At 71.2% G+C, this 17,395-nt stretch carries 13 protein-coding genes; 3 read left to right on the top strand and 10 right to left on the bottom strand.

Annotated features, from left to right (window positions below; translation table 11 throughout):
• Nucleotides 1-53 precede the first annotated feature (53 nt).
• The 7 genes from DEJ33_RS13260 to DEJ33_RS13230 form a co-directional block, all read right to left on the bottom strand.
• Nucleotides 54-3,284: a GH92 family glycosyl hydrolase gene (locus DEJ33_RS13260; protein WP_111195213.1), complete on the bottom strand. Its 3,231-nt coding sequence runs from the start codon at nt 3,282-3,284 to the stop codon at nt 54-56.
• Between the two features lie 14 nt (nt 3,285-3,298).
• Nucleotides 3,299-4,270, bottom strand: coding sequence for an endo-beta-N-acetylglucosaminidase H (locus DEJ33_RS13255; RefSeq protein WP_111195212.1), 972 nt, complete (start codon nt 4,268-4,270; stop codon nt 3,299-3,301).
• A 124-nt stretch (nt 4,271-4,394) separates the two neighbouring features.
• On the bottom strand, nt 4,395-7,430 hold the full coding sequence (locus DEJ33_RS13250) for a glycoside hydrolase family 38 C-terminal domain-containing protein (RefSeq protein ID WP_111195211.1): 3,036 nt from the start codon (nt 7,428-7,430) through the stop codon (nt 4,395-4,397).
• 101 nt (nt 7,431-7,531) lie between these two features.
• Entirely contained in the window at nt 7,532-8,869 is a 1,338-nt protein-coding gene (locus DEJ33_RS13245) for a cellulase family glycosylhydrolase (protein WP_111195210.1), read from the bottom strand.
• Nucleotides 8,869-9,870 carry a carbohydrate ABC transporter permease gene (locus DEJ33_RS13240; RefSeq protein ID WP_220034485.1) on the bottom strand — a complete coding sequence of 334 codons (1,002 nt, stop codon included), beginning with the start codon at nt 9,868-9,870 and terminating at the stop codon, nt 8,869-8,871. The genes DEJ33_RS13245 and DEJ33_RS13240 overlap by 1 nt, the downstream gene beginning before the upstream one ends.
• Nucleotides 9,867-10,745 (bottom strand): carbohydrate ABC transporter permease, encoded by an 879-nt coding sequence (locus DEJ33_RS13235; RefSeq protein ID WP_110904020.1) that lies wholly within the window; start codon nt 10,743-10,745, stop codon nt 9,867-9,869. Before DEJ33_RS13235 ends, DEJ33_RS13240 begins: the two co-directional genes overlap by 4 nt.
• Before the next feature lie 36 nt (nt 10,746-10,781).
• A complete protein-coding gene (locus tag DEJ33_RS13230; protein ID WP_111195209.1) occupies nt 10,782-12,077 on the bottom strand; it encodes a sugar ABC transporter substrate-binding protein in 1,296 nt (431 codons plus the stop codon).
• A 102-nt stretch (nt 12,078-12,179) separates the two neighbouring features.
• On the opposite strand from DEJ33_RS13230, the gene DEJ33_RS13225 reads away from it, so the two are divergent.
• The 3 genes from DEJ33_RS13225 to DEJ33_RS17315 all read left to right on the top strand — a co-directional run bounded on the left by DEJ33_RS13225 (nt 12,180) and on the right by DEJ33_RS17315 (nt 14,056).
• Entirely contained in the window at nt 12,180-13,211 is a 1,032-nt protein-coding gene (locus DEJ33_RS13225) for a LacI family DNA-binding transcriptional regulator (RefSeq protein WP_111078839.1), read from the top strand.
• A gap of 212 nt (nt 13,212-13,423) precedes the next feature.
• Nucleotides 13,424-13,795 (top strand): hypothetical protein, encoded by a 372-nt coding sequence (locus DEJ33_RS13220; protein ID WP_111078840.1) that lies wholly within the window; start codon nt 13,424-13,426, stop codon nt 13,793-13,795.
• Nucleotides 13,796-13,903: 108 nt separating this feature from the next.
• Nucleotides 13,904-14,056: a hypothetical protein gene (locus DEJ33_RS17315; protein ID WP_181436597.1), complete on the top strand. Its 153-nt coding sequence runs from the start codon at nt 13,904-13,906 to the stop codon at nt 14,054-14,056.
• A 50-nt stretch (nt 14,057-14,106) separates the two neighbouring features.
• On the opposite strand, the gene DEJ33_RS13215 is transcribed toward DEJ33_RS17315, so the two are convergent.
• The 3 genes from DEJ33_RS13215 to DEJ33_RS13205 are packed head-to-tail and all read right to left on the bottom strand — an operon-like array spanning nt 14,107 to nt 17,243.
• Nucleotides 14,107-14,958: a DMT family transporter gene (locus DEJ33_RS13215; RefSeq protein WP_111078841.1), complete on the bottom strand. Its 852-nt coding sequence runs from the start codon at nt 14,956-14,958 to the stop codon at nt 14,107-14,109.
• On the bottom strand, nt 14,955-15,617 hold the full coding sequence (locus DEJ33_RS13210) for a response regulator transcription factor (protein WP_111195208.1): 663 nt from the start codon (nt 15,615-15,617) through the stop codon (nt 14,955-14,957). Before DEJ33_RS13210 ends, DEJ33_RS13215 begins: the two co-directional genes overlap by 4 nt.
• A gap of 30 nt (nt 15,618-15,647) precedes the next feature.
• Nucleotides 15,648-17,243: a sensor histidine kinase gene (locus DEJ33_RS13205; protein ID WP_111195207.1), complete on the bottom strand. Its 1,596-nt coding sequence runs from the start codon at nt 17,241-17,243 to the stop codon at nt 15,648-15,650.
• Nucleotides 17,244-17,395 lie beyond the last annotated feature (152 nt).

Here is a 17,395-nt window from a genome sequence, read left to right as displayed (position 1 = left end):
CTACGAGTGTTAGCCAAAAGCTAACACCCATAGCCAGGAACGTCAACAGCCGGTCAGGAAGTGCCGTCCGCGGCGATGAGCTGCAGCTGCGACAGCGTGATCGGCGTCAGGGCGTGGAACGTCAGGGTCCCGCCGTGGACCCCGCCGTCGAACGGGAACACCCGGGTCTGCCCGGCCCAGTCGAACACCTCGTCCCGCCCCTCGAGCACGTGCACCGCTGCACCGTCGACGTCCCGCAGCACGATCCGCCATGACGCGGTACCGGCGGCCGCGACCGTCACCGTGACGAGCGACACGGCCTCGACAGTCACCGGCACCGTGGCGGACTCCCCCGCCTCGAGCGCCACGACGGTCGCCCCCGTGTCGTCGGTGAGCGGCGACGCGCCGACCGGCAGCACGTCGTCGGGGGTGTCCCGGTACCCGTGCAGCACGGATGCCGATGCCGGCCGGCTGTCCGCCGCCCACCCCCGGGGTGTGTCGGTGAGCGCGACCTCGATGCGCGAGGCCCCGACCACGACCGCGTGCGGGATGCTCACCGACTCCCACGGCTCGCCGTCGACGGTCACGGCGGCGATGAACGCCCCACTGCCGGTGGTCTCGATGACGGTGGGCGACCCTCCAGCCCGGTTCAGCACGGTCCGGCGGACCGACGGCGGCACGATCACGTAGGTCCCGGTCGACGGCGCCAGGGGGTAGAGCCCGATGGTCGCGAAGACGTACCAGGCGCTCATCTCGCCGTTGTCCTCGTCACCGGGGTACCCCTGACCGATGTCGGAGCCGACGAACAGCCGCTCCAGGCACTCGCGGACGACGCGGTGCGCGTCGTCGTGCCGGCCGGTGGCCATCGGGAGGAACGGGATGTGGTGCGCGGGCTGGTTCGACAGTCCGAGCATGCCCATCCGGATGTCGCGGGCCTCGGTCATCTCGTGGATCGCGAACCCGTACGAGCCGGAACGATCGGTCCCACCGGTCTCCCGTCGCGCCCAGAACCGCGCGAACGCGTCGTCGAACCCGGCCGGACCGCCGTGCAGCTGGACGACGCCGGCGCTGTCGTGCGGCGCGGTGAACATCGTGCCCCACGCGTTGGTCTCGGTGTAGTCGCTGCCCCACACGTCGGGGTCGAAGTCGTCGCGCCAGGCGCCGTCGGGCGTCCGCCCGATGAAGAACCCACGCTCGCGGTCGAAGACGTTCCGGTACTGCAGGGAACGGCGCGCGAACCACTCGTGCTCGGCGCGGTACCGGGCAGCGCCGACGTCGTCACCGGCCCCGACCGCGCGGTCGGCCAGGGCGTCCGCCAGCACGGCGACGCCCCAGTCGTTGATGGCCGCGTCCAGGGTCCACGACATGCCCTCGCCGGTCGCCGTGTCGACGTACCCGCGGAACAGGCCCGGGAGGCTCCCCTTCCGCCCGACCCGCCGGTCCCGCGCCGGGACGGTCGCGTTCCGCAGTGCGGACCGGTACGCCTGCTCGAGGTCGAACCCGTCGACACCCTTCGCGACGAGGTCGGCGAAGACGGTGTCGCTCGTGGTGCCGGTCATCACGTCCTCGGCGCCGGGAGCACTCCACCGCGGGGTCCAACCACCGTCGGCGAAGTGGCCGACGACGCCCTCGGCCAGGTCGGCCGCGGTGTCCGGGGTGAGGAGTGCCAGCAGCGGCCAGGCGGTCCGGTAGGTGTCCCAGAACCCGTTCGTGGTGGTGAGCGGTCCGTCGACGACCTCGGGCCCGGGTTCGTCGCGGATCGGTTCGGTGAGCACGGAACCGTACGGGGACCGGTGACGCGGGCTGCCGGCCGGGTCGTCCTGGTGGACGAGGGCGGTCTCGCCGGCGCGGGTGGGGTAGAGGAACGCCCGGTACAGGCCGGAGTAGATCGACACGAGTTGGTCCTCGGTCGCGCCCTCGACCTGCAGGGTGTCGAGCTCGGCGACCCACCGGTCCTCGGCGTGCCGGCGCATCGCGTCGAAGTCGCCCGCGGCGTCGAGGTTCGCGACCGCGTCCGCCGCGGAGACCGTCGAGATGCCGAGCAGGACGTCGCTGTCGCCGGCGACCTCGACCGAGCCGCGCAGCAGCCCGTCGACGACCGTCGTGTGCTCGGCGACGGCGTTCCCGATCCGCAGGTGCACGTGGTGCGGTGGCGTCTCGGCGCGGTCGTCGAGCAGGGCGTCGACGATCGTCGTGCCGTCCTCGATCCGGACCTCGCACGAACGGAGCACACCGTGGTGGTCGAGGACGATGCTCCGGACACCGGTGAACCGCCACGCCAGGGCGAACTCACCGGCGGTCATCTCGGCGGTCACCCCCTCGTCGAGCGTGACCCGGTAGCGGTGCGGGCCGTCGAGCTCGTCGACGTGGTCGAACCCGAGCGCACGGGCGGTCCGGTCGACGTCGGGGTCGGCGAGCGGTGACGGCATGACCTGGAACACCCCGCGGTCGGCCATCCACGGTGAGGGCAGGTGGCTGGTGGCGAACGCCTGGACCGCGGGCCGGTTGTCGCTCGGCCGGTTGTGCTCCTGGTAGGCGTACGGCCACCGGCTGTCGGCGGCGTTCGTCATCGGCAGGCCGAACACCCCGCCGTGCGGCAGCCCCACGAGCGGTGCGTTGTTGCCGCGGGAGAACGTACCGGACGAGTGTGTGCCGCGGGTGGTGCGGACGTGGTCGAGTGGGCGGGCGTCCGCGGGCAGGGCACCGGTGGCGGGCCCTGCTGGCTCGATCCGGACGTCGTCGAGCCAGCCACGGACGGTGCGGACCACGCCGTCGGTGGGGTCGGGAGCAGGGGCGGGCGCTGGCCGGTCCGTCCGGCCGAGCCGGGCCTCCAGGCGGTCCACCACGCGGCCGGCGTGCGCCGACAGGTCGACGGTCCGCCGGTTCCACTGGTCGACCCACTGCTTGCGGGCGTCGTCCTGCGCCTCCGGGGTGACGATGTCCCCGTACTGGTCGCGGGCCGAGTCGGTGCCGGACCCGACACTGAGCCGGGTGCCGTCGGTGAAGACGATGTCGAGTGCGAACGCCGTGGCGGCCCAGAACCCGTCGAGGTCCGCCTCGGCCGGTTCGGTCTGCCCGTCGGGCAGTGACCGTTCCGGGAACCAGACCCAGGTCAGGACGTCGGTGGGTCCGACCTCCTGACCTGCCGGCCCGGGGACGACCACCACGGTCGCCCCCGGGCCGGTCTGTTCGATCAGGGTCGCCTCCTGCGAGACGAACCCGACCCCGTTCCGGGCCGCGACCGCGGTCGTCGGTCCGGCTGTCGGTCCGACTGCGGTCGGGCCACCACGGCGCACGTCACTCATCGATCAGTCATTCCTCACCGGTAGACGGCCGACTGGCCGTACAGCACCTTCGTGAGCTGCGACACGTAGGGGCTGACGTCACCGTCCGGCAGGTTGTACGTCATGTAGACGCCGTACCCGTCGGCCTTGGTCCGCTCGGCGAACGAGACGGCCGTGGCCACCGGGGTGTTCTGGATGTCGACCGCGGCGGCCGAGAGCTTCGACTTCGGCACACCCGGGATCTGCGGCGCCGTGTAGGTGCCGTAGTAGGGGTTCCACGCGTAGTCGAGCTTCTTGCCGATCGACGGCTTCTCCTGCTGCAGCGACGTCGACGACGGGCCGATGTCGTAGAAGGAGATGATCTTGCCGGGCATGTCCGCGCGCAGCGCCGAGACGAGCCAGCCGATCGACTGGTCGTTCGGCTGCGGTGTGCCGTCCACGCCGTAGTCCGAGTACTCGTCGTCCAGGTCCACGCCGTCCAGGCCGTACTGCTTGACCGTCGCGGAGACCTGCGCCGCGAAGTCGCGGGCGTCGGCCTTGGAGGTGAAGTTCGCGAGCCCGGTGCCCTGGTGGTTGCCGAGCACGGAGAGCGTCACCTTGATGCCCTTGGCCTGCAGGGGCCGGATCTGCGTCGCCGCCTGGTCCAGCGTGCGCTGCACGTTCTCGTTGGCGTACAGGACCGCGTCGCCGTCCGCGTCGCGGTTGATGTTCGCGGCGAAGATGATCGCCACGTCGAAGGCGTTCGCACCGTTCTCGAGTGTGTACCGACCGACGTTCCGGAACTCGTCGTTGTTCACCTCGACGTACGCGATGCTCGTCGGCCCGGACTTCGTCGGGGCGTGGTGTCCCGGCCGCCCGTGGCCGTGGCCGTGGCCGTTGCCGTGCCCCTGGCCGTGCGACGCGGCTGCCGGCCCGCCCGGTGTCGCCGAAGCGGCGGCGGGCACCATCGGTGCCGCCACCATGGCGACCAGCGCCGCCACGATCCCGATCTTCATGGACTTCTGCATGTCACTCCTCTTCGAGTGGTGTCCGCGGCGACGAGGTGCCGCCGCGGGTCCACGACCGATCGGCCGTGGGACCCGCCGCCGGGACACCCGAAGTCCCGGCGGCGGGGGTCTCATCCGGCCACGGTCAGTGCGCTGCACCCCGTCGCGGGAAGCGGAACGTGCGGACCTCGAACGCGTCGACCGGGAAGGCCGCCACCCCGTCGGTGATCGCGGCGACGCCCGGCAGTGCCGGGTCCGTCTCCTCGAGCAGCGTGACCTCGACCGGCTCGTCGAAGGGCCCGTCGACCGCCAGGCCGCCCGTCCCCCGGCGTCCAGCCGGCTCGTAGACCCGGACGACCAGGTCGCCGGAGCGGTCGTCGGCGAGCTTGACGGCCGAGACCACCACGTCGCCGGAGGCCTGCACGAGCGAGTCGAAGCCGTGCGCACCGGTGACCGTCCGGACGGCGGTGTTCATCGCCGTGCCGGCCGCGGTCGCGCCGACGATGTCCGTCCCGATGACGATCCCGTACCGGTGCGTCTGCACGCCCTGGTCGGTCTCCGGGTCCGGGAACCGCGGTGCCCGCAGCAGCGAGAGCCGGAGCGTCGTGGTGACGTGGCCGTCGACCGAGTCGCGTGTGACGTCGAACCCGTGGATCGAGTCGTTGACCAGGGCCACACCGAAGCCGGGCTCCTCGACGAGCACGTAGCGGTGCATGGACGTCTCGAACTTCGCGGCCTCCCACGAGGTGTTCGTGTGCGTCACCCGCTTCTGCGCGCCGAACTGCGTCTCGGCGACGGTGTGCTCGGCGCGGACGTCGAGCGGGAACGCCACCTTGAGGAACTTCTCGGTCTCGTGCCAGTCGGTGACCTGGGCGAACTCCAGGGTGCGTGCGCCCGGTGCGAGCGTGATCTCCTGCGTCACGGTGGACTCGCTGAACGCCCGCGACACCGTCACCCGGGCGGTCCCGTCGGCATCGACCGAGGCGCGGAGGCCGGTCACGTCGACCAGGTCCTCGACGCGGTTCCGGTAGTACCGGTCCACGTCCCACGCGTCCCACATGTTCGGGAAGTCCTGGTGCAGCTGCAGCAGGTTCGCGACCTGGCCGGGGGCGATCGCGTCGCGTCCGGTGGTCAGGTCGACCGCACTGGTGACGAGGCCGCGGCCGTCGACGACCACCCGGACCAGGTCGTTGGTGAGCACGAACCCGCCGTCGACCTCGGTGAGGGTGACGGCGGTCGTCGCCGCCACGTCGGTGGTCAGGATCGCGCTCTGCGCCAGGGCATCGCTCTGGAGGCTCGGGGCCGGGTTGACGACGACCGTCCGGTCCCCGTCGCCGGCGAGCGCCGACAGGGCGGAGGCGATGAGGGCCTCCAGGCGGTCTGCGATCTCCGCGTACCGTTCGACGGCCTCGCGGTGCACCCACGCGATCGAGGTGCCCGGCAGGATGTCGTGGAACTGCTGCAGCAGCACCTGCTGCCAGAGTGCGTCGAGCTCGTCGTACGGGTAGGCGAAGTCGGTGTGTGCGGCGGCCGTGGCACACCACAGCTCCGCCTCGACGAGCAGGTGCTCGCTGCGGCGGTTGCCCTGCTTGGTCTGGTGCTGGCTGGTCAGCGTCGCGCGGTGCAGCTCGAGGTAGAGCTCGCCGACCCACACGGGCGGGTTCTCGAGCTCGCTCTTGGCCCGGTCGAAGAACGCGTCGGGGTGCTCCCACGTGACGCGGGCGCTGCCCTCGAGGTCGGCCAGGCGTGCGGCCGTGCCGGTCATCTCGCGGGTCGTGCCGCCGCCGCCGTCGCCCCAGCCCACCGGAGCGATCGAGCCCGTGGCCAGACGGTTCTCGCGGAACTGGCGGGAGGCCTTGGCGACCTCGGACCCGGAGAGCCGGGAGTTGTACGTGTCCATCGAGGGGAAGTGCGAGAAGACCCGCGAGCCGTCGATGCCCTCCCAGAGGAACGTGTGGTGCGGGAACTTGTTCACCTGGTTCCAGGAGATCTTCTGCGTGAAGAACCACTCGAAGCCGGCGCGGCGCATCAGCTGCGGCAGCGCCGGCGAGTAGCCGAAGCTGTCCGGCAGCCACACGCCCTTCGGTCGGATGCCGAACTCGCGCTCGAAGAACCGCTGGCCCTGCGAGAACTGCCGGACGATCGACTCCCCCGTCGGCATCACGGTGTCGGACTCGACCCACATGCCGCCGAGGGGCAGGAAGCGTCCGGCGGCGACGGCGTCCTTGACCTTCGCGTAGACCTCGGGGCGGTGCTCCTTGATCCAGGCGTACTGCTGCGCGCTGGACATCCCGTAGAGGAAGTCGTCGGTCTGCCCGATCAGCTCCGTCATGCTCGACGTGGTGCGGGCGACCTTGCGGATGGTCTCGCGGACGGGCCAGAGCCAGGCGGAGTCGATGTGGGCGTGTCCGACGGCGGAGATCCGGTGTGCCGAGGCCTCGGCCGGGGCGGCGAGCACCTCGGCGAGCGCCGCACGGGCGGCGGGGGCGGTCTCCGGGATGTGCTGCAGGTCGAGCGCGTCGAGGGCGTCGTCGAGCGCCTGCAGGATCCGCATCCGCCGGGGGCCCTGCGGCAGCTCCTCCTGCAGTTCGAGCAGGACGTCGATGTCGAGTGCGAGCTCGTGCACCTCGGCCGCGAACACGGCCAGGTCCATCCGGCGCGAGGTGTACAGGCGCTTCGGGGACGAGGTCCGGACATCGCCCTCCTGCGTGACCAGGAAGGGGTGGTAGTCGAGCAGCACCGGGTTCGACGCCGCCTCGACGAAGAACTCGACGGTCTCGCCACCGACCGCCTGCTCAGCGATGAGGACCCACTGGTTGCGCGGGTTGATCGACTTCACCGGGGTGCCGTCCGACAGGTAGACCAGGCCCTCGCACTGGAAGCCCGGCATGTTCTTGTCGAACCCGAGGTCGATGAGTGCCTCGATGCGCTGCCCGGCCCACTCGGCGGGGACGGTCCCGGAGAGGCGGAACCAGGTGGTGCCCCAGGCTGCTCCCCAGGGGGTGCCGACCTCGTACGGCTCGAAGGTGAGCGCGAGTCCCTCGGCGGGGGCGATCGGCTCGCCGGGCAGCTCGTGCCAGGCGGTGTCGAGCGGGACGGCGGTGGCGTGCACCTCGGGCAGGATGCGCTCGTCGAGCACGCGGCGTGCGCGGCCGATGGTGAGCGGGATGTCGTCGTGCATGGGTCCTTCCGGGGACGGCGGTGGTCGTCGGGTCGGTGGTGTTCGTCGTGCAGTCGGTCGTGCGGTCGGTCGTGCGGTCGTGCGGTCGCGCGGTCGGTCGGTCAGGGCATGGTCGCCGGGTGCGTGACCGAGAGCGCGGTCGCCGTGGTGCCCGCGGGCACGTCGACGCAGGTACGGATGCCGCGGGCTGCGAGCAGCGCGGGGTCGGCGAGTCGGGAGCGCAGCACCACCTGGGGCCCACGCCCGTCCTGCTCGGCGAGCGCGAGCCAGGCGGCGGCGAACCGGCCGCCGGGGGCCGAGTCGGCACGGGTCCCGTGCAGCGGCGCACCGTCCGGGGCGACGTCATCGAGGACGAGCGCGGTGGCCGGCGGGGTGGGTGCGTCGTAGCGGCCGTCGCCGAACGCCAGCGCCATCTCGCGGAACCGCTCCCCCGTCGGCTTCACGCGGCCGTCGTTCGTCAGCAGCCCGAGGTCGTACTCGAGCTCCGGGAAGTCGGCGAGCGAGCGGGAGACGTCGTGCGAACACCACCACGTGATCCCGGACAGCTCCTGCACGTCGAGGGCGTGCCGGATCGTCTGCTCGGTGAAGGTCGGGGCGTCGGCCACGTCCACCACGTTCGTCGGTGCGCCGACCTCCTGCAACCAGTTCGGCCGGTCTGCGCGTCCGTTCCACGCCGCGGCGAGTTGGAGCAGGTACTCCCCGTGCCGCACCGACCCGGCACCGAGGGCACCGTGCAGGCGGGCTGCGCCGTTGAACACCCACGAGTGCGTGACGGTCGCGTCACCGTGCTCGGCGGCGTGCTCGGGGCCGAACGGCTGGGCGTCGTCGTACCAGGCGGCGTCGTACTGGGCCAGCGTGACCAGCGGTCGGCGGGCCGGCGGGACGGACGCGCTACGGACCTCCCGGCCGTCACCGAGCCCGCCCCGGGCCGCGTCGACCATCGCCGCCGCCCACGCGTGTCCCTGCTCGGCGGTCGTCGCGAACGGCGCGGGGTGCGGGGCGTGCGCGAACTGGTTGACCTCGTTGCCGATGGTGATGCCGAGCAGGTTCGGCCGGTCCGCGACCGCGGCGGCGAGCGCCCGGACGTACGCGGCGGTCGAGGCGACGACGTCCGGGTCGGTGAACATGTTCCGGCGGTGCCAGCTCTCCAGCCAGGACGGCACGAAGTCGAAGCTGGACAGGTGACCCTGCAGGGCGTCGACGTTGACGTCGAGTCCGAACGAGCCGGCGATGTCGACGACGGTGGCGACGTCCTCGAGTGCCGAGGGGCGGATCAGCGTCCGGTTCGGCTGCACGACGGGCCAGAGCGGGAAGATCCGGACGTGGTCGGCGCCGAGCGACGCGATGGCCTCGAGGTCCCGCGCGGTGTCCGAGGGCGAGAAGTCCAGCCACGAGTGGAACCACCCGTTCGACGGCGTGTGGTTGACGCCGAAGCGCATCAGCCCTTCACCCCGCCCTCTTCCACGCCCTTGAAGAAGAAGCGCTGCAGGAGCGCGAAGATCACCGCGATCGGGATGAAGGCGATCATCGTGCCCGCCGCGATCATGCGCTGGTCGGTCGCGAACGTGCCCTGCAGGTACTGCAGTCCGACGGTCAGGGTGAGCTTGTCCGGCGACTGCAGGACGATGAGCGGCCAGAGGAAGTCGTCCCACGCGCCGATGAACGAGAAGATCGCGATCACCGCGATGGTCCCCTGCACGGCCGGGAACGAGATGTACCGGAGCCGCTGCAGGGCGTTCGCGCCGTCCATCACCGCGGCCTGGTCGATCTCCTCGGGGACCTGTCGGAACGCGTTGAACATGAGCAGCACGTTGAGCGCGGCGATCATGCCGGGCAGGGCGACGCCGACCAGGGAGTCGGCGAGGCCCAGGTCCTTCACGGTGACGAACTGGGAGATGATCGTCGCTTCGCCGGGCAGCACCAGGGTGGCGAGGAACAGGCCGAGGACGACCTTGCGGAAGCGCCACTGCAACCGTGCCAGGGCGAACCCGGCGAGGGTCGCGAAGACGATGTTCCCGAGCACGTCGATCGCGGCGACGATGAGCGAGTTGCCGATGTAGCCGAAGACCGGGATCGCGTCGGCGACGCGCAGGTAGTTGCCGATCGTCGGCTGCGACGGGATGAACGACGGGTTCGCCGTGTAGATGTCCTCACCGGTGCCCTTGAGCGAGGTGGAGAGCTGCCAGAGGAACGGGCCGATGGTGATGAACAGCACCACGATGAGCAGGACGTAGCGGACCACCTTCTCGCGGGTGGACATGACGCCCCAGACCGCACGGCGGCGGCGCTTGCCGGTTCCGCCCGGTCCGTCCGTTCCGCCCCGTCGGTCCGTTCGGGAGGCCCGTCCGCCGCCCGTCGCGCCGGCCACGTCGGGCGTCGGTGCGGCCAGGCCGGCGTTGCCGCCGATGACGGGTTCGCTGGTGTCGGTCGTGTTCGTCACTTGTCCGCCTTGCTGTTCATCCGGGCGAGGGCGAGCATCGGGATGAGCGTCACGGCGAAGAGCAGGAGGCTCAGGGCGGACGCGTAGCCGAGGTTGCCGGTGAAGCCACGGGCGTACTGCTGGATGAGCATGACGAGGGAGTTGTCCTGGCCGCCGGGGCCACCCGTCCCGTTCGTCAGGATGTAGAGCTCGCTGAACACCCGGAGCGCACTCACGCACACGAGGATCCCGACGAGGGTCATCGTGCCGCGGACACCGGGCATGGTCACCGACCAGAAGCGTCGGACCGAGCCGGCACCGTCGAGTGCGGCGGCCTCGTGCAGGTCCTTGCCGACGTTCCCGAGCGCGGCCAGGAAGATGATCATGTAGTAGCCGAGGCCCTTCCACACGGTCAGGCTGATGGCGCTGAACAGCAGGAGCCACCGGTCGGTCAGGAACGGGATCGCGCCCTGCACGATGCCGAGCGACTGCGCCATCTCGTTGACGACACCGCGGTCGTCGAGGATCCAGTTCCAGATCAGCCCGACGACGACCGCGCTCGCGATCACCGGCGTGTAGTACGCGGTCCGGAAGAACGCGATGCCGGGCATCTTGTGCTGGACGAGCACCGCCATCAGGAGCGGGAGGACCGTCAGCAGCGGCAGACACACCGCCATGTAGATGACGCTGTTGAGCAGCGCCTCCCACACCTGCGGGTCCGCGAGCAGGGTCCGGAAGTTCGCCGTCCCCACCCAGGCGCTGACCCCGCCGAGCGGGCTGGCGTTCGTGAACGACAGCCGCACGGTGTTGATCGACGGCCAGAGACTGAACGCGAGCAGCCAGACCAGTGCGGGCAGCACCAGCAGCCAGGGCGTGAACCAACGGTTCGCACGCATGACGATCCTCCCTCTTCCTTGACGTGACGAGCTGGGTCAGCCGTTGGCGAGCAGGGTGTTCATCTTGTCCTGCGCGGTCTGCAGCGCCTTCTCCGGGGTGGTGCCGCCCTTCATCGCCAGCGCGATCTGCTGGTCGAGGAAGTCGGTCATCGCCGAGTTCGCCTCGACCGGGTTGAGGTTCTTCGCGGTCTTCAGCGCCTCGTTCGCGAGCACACGGGCCTTGGCCTGCACGGTGCCGTCGTCCTTCGAGAAGAACGGGTCGGACTGCGACGACTTCGTCGACGGGAAGATGTTCACCAGGTGCGCGAACGCCTCCTGGTTCTCCGCGTTGGTCATGAACTCGGCGAGCGCTTCGGCCGTGGCGATGTGCTTGCTCTTCGCCGAGACGCTGAGGCCCTGCACGTAGAGCGGCGGGTTGTCCAGCGCCGGCGAGACGATGATGTTGCCCTTGAGCGACGGGTTGTTCTTCTCGAAGTCGCTGATCGCGGTCGCACCACCGGTGGTCCAGGCGACCTTGCCCTGGGTGAACAGGGTGGAGTTGCCGAGGTAGTCGGTGTTGAGGACCGACGACGGCATCAGGCCGTCCTTGTAGGCCTTGGCGTACTTCGTGATGAGGTCGGCGGCCTTCGAGGAGTTCGCGAAGGTGAACTTCGTGCCGTCGGCGTTGAGGATCTTGACGCCGGCGAGCGAGAAGTCGGACAGACCGGGCTTGCGGCTCATCAGGTAGTCGTCCGGGCACTTCTGGTGCATCGTCTCGGCCTGCGTGAACAGCTCGTCGGTCGTCTTCGGCGGGCTGGCCGGGTCGAGACCGCACTTCTCGAACATCGTCTTGTTCCAGTAGTCGATGTCGGTGTTGAGGTACCAGGGGTAGCCGAACGTGCCGTCGACGCCCTTGTAGTCGTACGCCGCGAGGGCGCCCTCGACGTAGGTGCTCGAGAGCTTGCTGTCGTCCTTCGACACGTCCTGCAGGAAGCCGCGCTTGGCGAGGGGCAGGGCGATGTCCGGCGGCAGGTTGACGACGTCCGGCAGCGAGTTCGACGAGGCCTGGCTGAGCACCTTGTCCGCGTAGCCGTCGCCGGGCTGGTCGACGAGCTTGACCTTCGCATCCGGGTACTTCTTCTCGAACGCCTTGACCACCCCGTTGAGGTAGTCCGTGTAGGTCGGCGTGAGGGCCCAGGTCTGCAGGGTGATCGACCCGCTGACCTCGCCGTCACCGCCGCCGGTGCTGGCGGTGCCGCCGCTCGAGCAACCGGTGAGGACGAGGGCGGTGGCTGCGGCGCCTGCGAGGATCGCGGCCACTCGGCCCGACGTGGTGCGGTGGGTGCTTCTCATCGTTGCTGACTCCTTCGTCGAGCTACTGAACCGGTTCAGCCTTGTGCGCCGAACCCCTACGTGACGGCGACAATGCCTGACTAAAGCGCTATAGTCAAGCCCGTGGCCACAGGACGCCGAACGACGATCGCCGACATCGCAGCGCGGGCGGGCGTGTCGATCAGCGCCGTCTCGTTCGCGCTCAACGGCCGCCCCGGCGTCTCCGAGACGACACGGGAACGGGTCCGTCAGGTGGCCCGTGACCTGGACTGGCAACCGCACACCGCAGCACGGGCACTGGGCGGCGCGAAGGCCGGGTCGATCGGCTTCGTGCTGAACCGCCCCGCCCGCACCCTGGGCACCGAGTCGTTCTTCGGCGACCTGATCTCCGGCATCCAGCTCGGCCTGACCGGCACCCACATCGGCATGACGCTGCTCGTCGCCCGCGACGCCGACGAAGAGCTCGAGACCTACCGCGACTGGTGGCGCGGACACCGGGTCGACGGCGTGATCGTCATCGACCCACGGAGGGACGACGAACGCCTGCGCCTGCTCGCCGACCTGGGCATGCCGTCGGTCATCGTCGGGTCACACCCCTCCCCTGCCGGCGCAGCCCCGAGCGTCTGGATCGACGACTCGGACGCCACCGACACGGTCTTGCGCTACCTGCGAGCCCTCGGGCACCGGCGGATCGCGCACGTCTCCGGGCCGCCCGAGTTCGAACACACCGCACTGCGGATCGACCGGGTGCGGGCGTTCGCCGGGACCGATGTCGACGACCGCATGGAGTCCGTGCCGACCGACTACTCCGCCGAGGCCGGTGCCGCAGCCACCCGGCGCCTGCTCTCCGGCGCGACCCGGCCGACGGCGATCGTGTTCGACAACGACGTGCTCGCCGTCGCCGGGCTCGGCGTCGCGAGCGAGATGGGCGTCCGGGTGCCGCAGGACGTGTCGATCGTGTCGTTCGACGACTCGGCGATGATCCGGCTCGTGCGTCCGGCGATCACCTCGCTCACCCGGGACACCGTCGAGCTCGGGCAGCGAGCCGCGGTGCTGCTCCGCGAGCAGATCGAGTCCGAGGTGCCCCTCCCGTCGCGCCCCGGGCCCGAGCTGACGCTGAGCGTGCGCGAGTCCACCGCGCGCGCCGCCCCCTGACCTCGGCCGCGCGAGCCGGCCGCGCGAGCCGGCCGCGCCGCAGCCGCGGCCGCGGCCGCACCCGTCCTGCACGCGAAAGCGACAGATGCGCGCCGAATTCCGGCGCACATCTGTCGCTTTCGCGTCTAGGTCGGGCCCTCCGAGCCGTGCTGGACACGCCGGAGCACGCGCCGGACTTGACGGGGCATTCGAACGCACGTTCGAATACGAGGGTGGGACGGCGTCGCGAGAACCGGTGGCAGCCCCCGGAGCACCCGGAGGTGGAGCGCCCCAGCGCCTTCTCCCTGTCGGAGGAGGCCCGTGGCGGCGACGTGTGCCACGCGGTCACCCCGATGCCGGTCTGGGCATGGGTGCAGTTCCCGACCTTCCACGTCCGGGTGAAGGCCTTCGCACGGAGCTGGACGCGCGACGCCGTCCTGGTCGAGTGGGCGCAGTTCGGACAGCAGGCCGACGCCTGGATCTGGCGTTCGGCCGTGAAGCACCGCACCCTCCGTGCGGTGGATCCGCGGACCGGACACGCGCCGACGAGCGGCAGCCGATCAGACCCCCGACCGGCGAGATCGCGTTCCCCGGAGTCCGCATGACGCACTGCGTTGACTTCCTGCGCGCCGGCGAGGATCGTTCGTGACACACCGGCTCACGAAGATTCTCGACGATCGAGACATCTGCGCCGGAGACCGAGAGGAGGCACCGTGAAGAAGACCGACGTGCCGTCCTGGGGCGCCCACGTGCTCACCCCACCCGAGGTCATCGAGGCCTACGTCGACCGACGCGTCAACGACCCCTCGCTCCTGTCGGGCGTCCAGTCCGAGCCAACCTACGCCGACTTCCTGCGCGCCGAGTAGTCGGCCCTCGGCCGGCGGACAGCCGGATGACGTCAGACCGACGGATGACGTCAGACCGCGGCGGCGCCCCGCCGCGACGTCAGGGTGACCCCGGCGCTCGCCGCGGTGACGCAGACGAGGGCGACGACCTCGAGTACCGACAGGGCCTCACCGAGGACGACCAGGCCGGCGAGCGCTGCGATCGCCGGGCCCAGGCTCTGCAGCACGCCGAACACCCGCGTCGGCATCCGGCGGAGCGCGGACATCTCGAGCGCGTACGGCAGCACACTCGAGAGCAGCGCCACGACGCCGAACACGACGAGCAGCAGCGGGTCGGCCACGACACCCTGGACTGCGGACCGGAGTCCGAACGGCAGCGCCACCACCATCGCGACGAGCATGGACACGGCCAGCCCGTCGATGCCCGGGATCGCCGCACCGACCCGGCGGTTCATCACGATGTACGCGGCCCAGCACCCGGCGGCGAGGACGGCGGCCACGACTCCCCCGACGTCGCCGACCGCGGACGGTCCGACGCCGAGCAGCACCACGCCCACGAGCGCCAGCGCCGCCCAACCCGCATCCCGCCAGCGCCGGGTGTGCGCGAGCGAGAGCGTCAGCGGGCCGAGGAACTCGATCGTCACGGCGACGCCGATCGGGATCGTCGCGAACGCCACGTAGATGAACAGGTTCATGCCGCCGAGCGCCAGGCCGAGCAGGACCGCGGCGAGCCACTGGGCTCGGGTCCAGTGCCGGACCCGGGGGCGGACGACGAGCGCCAGGACGACCGCGGCGATGACGAGCCGGAGGGTGGCGGCGCCCACCGAGCCGACGTCCTCGAAGCGGGTCTTCGCGACCGCTGCGCCGATCTGCACCGACAGCATCGCGGTGAGTGCCAGCAGCGGTGCCGGGACGCGGTTCATCCGAGGTAGGCCAGGACGGCCAGGACGCGGCGGTGGTCCTCGCCGGTGTCCTCGAGCGCGAGCTTGCCGAAGATGCTCGTCACGTGCTTCTCGACCGCCCCGGTGCCGATCACGAGTGCACGGGCGATGGCGGCGTTGGTGCGACCCTCCGCCATCAGGCCGAGGACCTCGCGCTCCCGGGGTGTCAGCGCCGCCAGGGGGTCGCGGCGGCGACTCATCAACTGGGTGACGACCTCGGGGTCCAGCACCGTGCCTCCCGATGCGACCCGACGGACGGCGTCGTCGATCTCGTCGAGCCGGGTGACGCGGTCCTTGAGCAGGTAGCCGATGCCGGCGCTGCCGGCGGCCAGGACGTCCTCGGCGTAGGCGGCCTCGACGTACTGGGACAGCAGCAGGATGCCGGTCCGGGGGGCGATCCGCCGCGCCTGGACGGCTGCGCGGACACCCTCGTCGGTGAAGGTCGGCGGCATCCGCACGTCCATCACGACGACGTCCGGGGTCAGCGCGGGCAGTGCGGCGAGGAACGACGCCGGATCGCCGAACTGGCCGACGACGTCGATGCCGGCCTCGTCGAGCACGCGGGCCAGGCCCTCGCGGAGCAGGACGGCGTCGTCGACGACGACGGCCCGGATGCGTGCTGAATCCGGGCCGTCGGTCATGCGCTCAGCCTAGCGGCGACGCGCACCTGCTCACGTGCGGGGCGTGGGGACACCGTTCAGCGCACCGAGCGGGATCCGGGCGGTCGCCTCCGTCGGTCCGCCGAGCGGGCTGGACACCGTCAGTTCACCGTCCAGGGCGCGCATCCGGCCCATCAGCCCCTCGATGCCGTGCCCTTCGCGCGGGCTCGCCCCGCCGCGGCCGTCGTCCGTCACGCTGACGGTGAGGAACCAGGTGCCGGCCGTGTCGACCAGCAGCCCGAGGTACACCCCGGCCGCCGAGGCGCCGGCGTGCTTGGCGGTGTTCGTCAGCAGCTCGCTGACGGTGAAGTACACGTTCCGCTGGATCTCGGTCGCGAGCTCGAGCCCGTCGGGAAGGCGGATGTCGAGTCCGACTGGGATCGGCGAACGGGAGCACAGCGCTTCGAGGGCCGCGACGAGCCCACGGTCGAGCAGGATCGGCGGCGCGAACCCGCGGGACAGCGCCCGCAGTTCGTCGAGCGCGTCCTGCGCGTGGCCGGACGCCTCACCGATCAGCCGCTTGGCCCGCTCCGGGTCCTTCTCGAACGACCGCTCGGCCGCGGCCAGGTCCATCCGCAGACGCACCAGTCGCTGCTGCGGGCCGTCGTGCAGGTCGCGTTCGATCTGGCGGAGCGCCTGCCCCTCCGCGGTCACGGCGCCGGCACGCGAGGCCTGGAGGCCCGCCACCCGCTCCTCGAGCACCTCGGCCCGGAAGCCGCCGAGCAGGCCGTGGTCGATCCAGTAGTGCGCGAGCACGGAGCCGCGCAGCCAGAGCGGGAACAGGAGCACGCTCGCCGCCATCGACAGGAGGCCGAGGAAGACGACCCCGGCACCCGAGCCGATGTCGTTCGGGTCGAGCACGTACCGGCCGGCGACGACGTACACCAGGACGACGACGACCGGCCAGAGGAACCCGACCACCAGGAGCAGCCCGGCACCGACCGTCACGGCAGCGGTCAGCGGGTAGACGACGACCGCGTGCAGCAGGTACAGCCAGTAGTGCGGGTTCGCGACCGCCGACCCGGTGCGCGTCCACCAGTTCTGCTGCCACTTCGGCGTCCAGTCCACCGGACGGATCGGCCGTGGGTCGGCCCAGCTCATCCGCAGCTTCTCGAACTGTCCGAGCCAGCGGGCGACGAACAGCGCCACGAAGAACAGCAACAGCGTGAACGGGTTGAACACGTCGCGGGACCCGAGGCCGCCGATGCCCAGGATCGCGGGGAACGCGAAGTACAGCGTGCAGAGGAGCACCGCGGTGAGGGCCATGTAACCGAAGTCCCGCGGTGACCGACGCCAGGCCTCCCGGTAGAAGGCACCGGCGCTCGGTCGCCCACCGCTGCCACCGCTGCCGGAGCGGATCGGGGCATCCGGACCGCGACCGCCGGGGGCCGACGCCGTCGGCTTCGGCGGCTGCGGCGTGGTCACCGGCGGGGTCGCGTCCCAGGCGCCGGGAGGCCCGCCAGGACCGGGTGCAGGGGCGGAGGGCATCGGGATGGTCGCTTCCGGTGTCGTGGTGTCGAGCGGAACGGTCTCGGCATGGTCGGGCGAGGTCATCGCGTCGTCCAGGGGGACGGTGCGGGCCAGGTCGAGCCGGTCGGTGTCGGTCATGCATCGAGCCTCGCCCAGGAGCGGGCCCGGTCCCATCCTGCCGCCTCCCGGACGCGTGGTGGGGTTGTCCCCACCCCGCGTCCGGGCGGCGCCGGGATGGGGCCGGGCCCGCGCCCGGGCCAGGCGCGATGATGCGCCGACACGGAGCGGCC

It is taken from the genome of Curtobacterium sp. MCPF17_047 (assembly GCF_003234045.1).
Taxonomy (GTDB): Bacteria; Actinomycetota; Actinomycetes; order Actinomycetales; family Microbacteriaceae; genus Curtobacterium.
The sequence above is the reverse complement of the archived record's forward strand: the minus strand, read 5'-3'. Positions and strand labels throughout refer to the sequence as shown.

Bases quoted from the DNA above. Each gene is read 5' to 3' on its own strand.
- DEJ33_RS13205 (WP_111195207.1), bottom strand. From the start codon at position 17,243: ATGACCGACACCGACCGGCTCGACCTGGCCCGCACCGTCCCCCTGGAC.
- DEJ33_RS13255 (WP_111195212.1), bottom strand. From the start codon at position 4,270: ATGCAGAAGTCCATGAAGATCGGGATCGTGGCGGCGCTGGTCGCCATG.
- DEJ33_RS13230 (WP_111195209.1), bottom strand. From the start codon at position 12,077: ATGAGAAGCACCCACCGCACCACGTCGGGCCGAGTGGCCGCGATCCTC.
- DEJ33_RS13235 (WP_110904020.1), bottom strand. From the start codon at position 10,745: ATGCGTGCGAACCGTTGGTTCACGCCCTGGCTGCTGGTGCTGCCCGCA.
- DEJ33_RS13215 (WP_111078841.1), bottom strand. From the start codon at position 14,958: ATGAACCGCGTCCCGGCACCGCTGCTGGCACTCACCGCGATGCTGTCG.
- DEJ33_RS13260 (WP_111195213.1), bottom strand. From the start codon at position 3,284: ATGAGTGACGTGCGCCGTGGTGGCCCGACCGCAGTCGGACCGACAGCC.
- DEJ33_RS13250 (WP_111195211.1), bottom strand. From the start codon at position 7,430: ATGCACGACGACATCCCGCTCACCATCGGCCGCGCACGCCGCGTGCTC.
- DEJ33_RS13210 (WP_111195208.1), bottom strand. From the start codon at position 15,617: ATGACCGACGGCCCGGATTCAGCACGCATCCGGGCCGTCGTCGTCGAC.
- DEJ33_RS13245 (WP_111195210.1), bottom strand. From the start codon at position 8,869: ATGCGCTTCGGCGTCAACCACACGCCGTCGAACGGGTGGTTCCACTCG.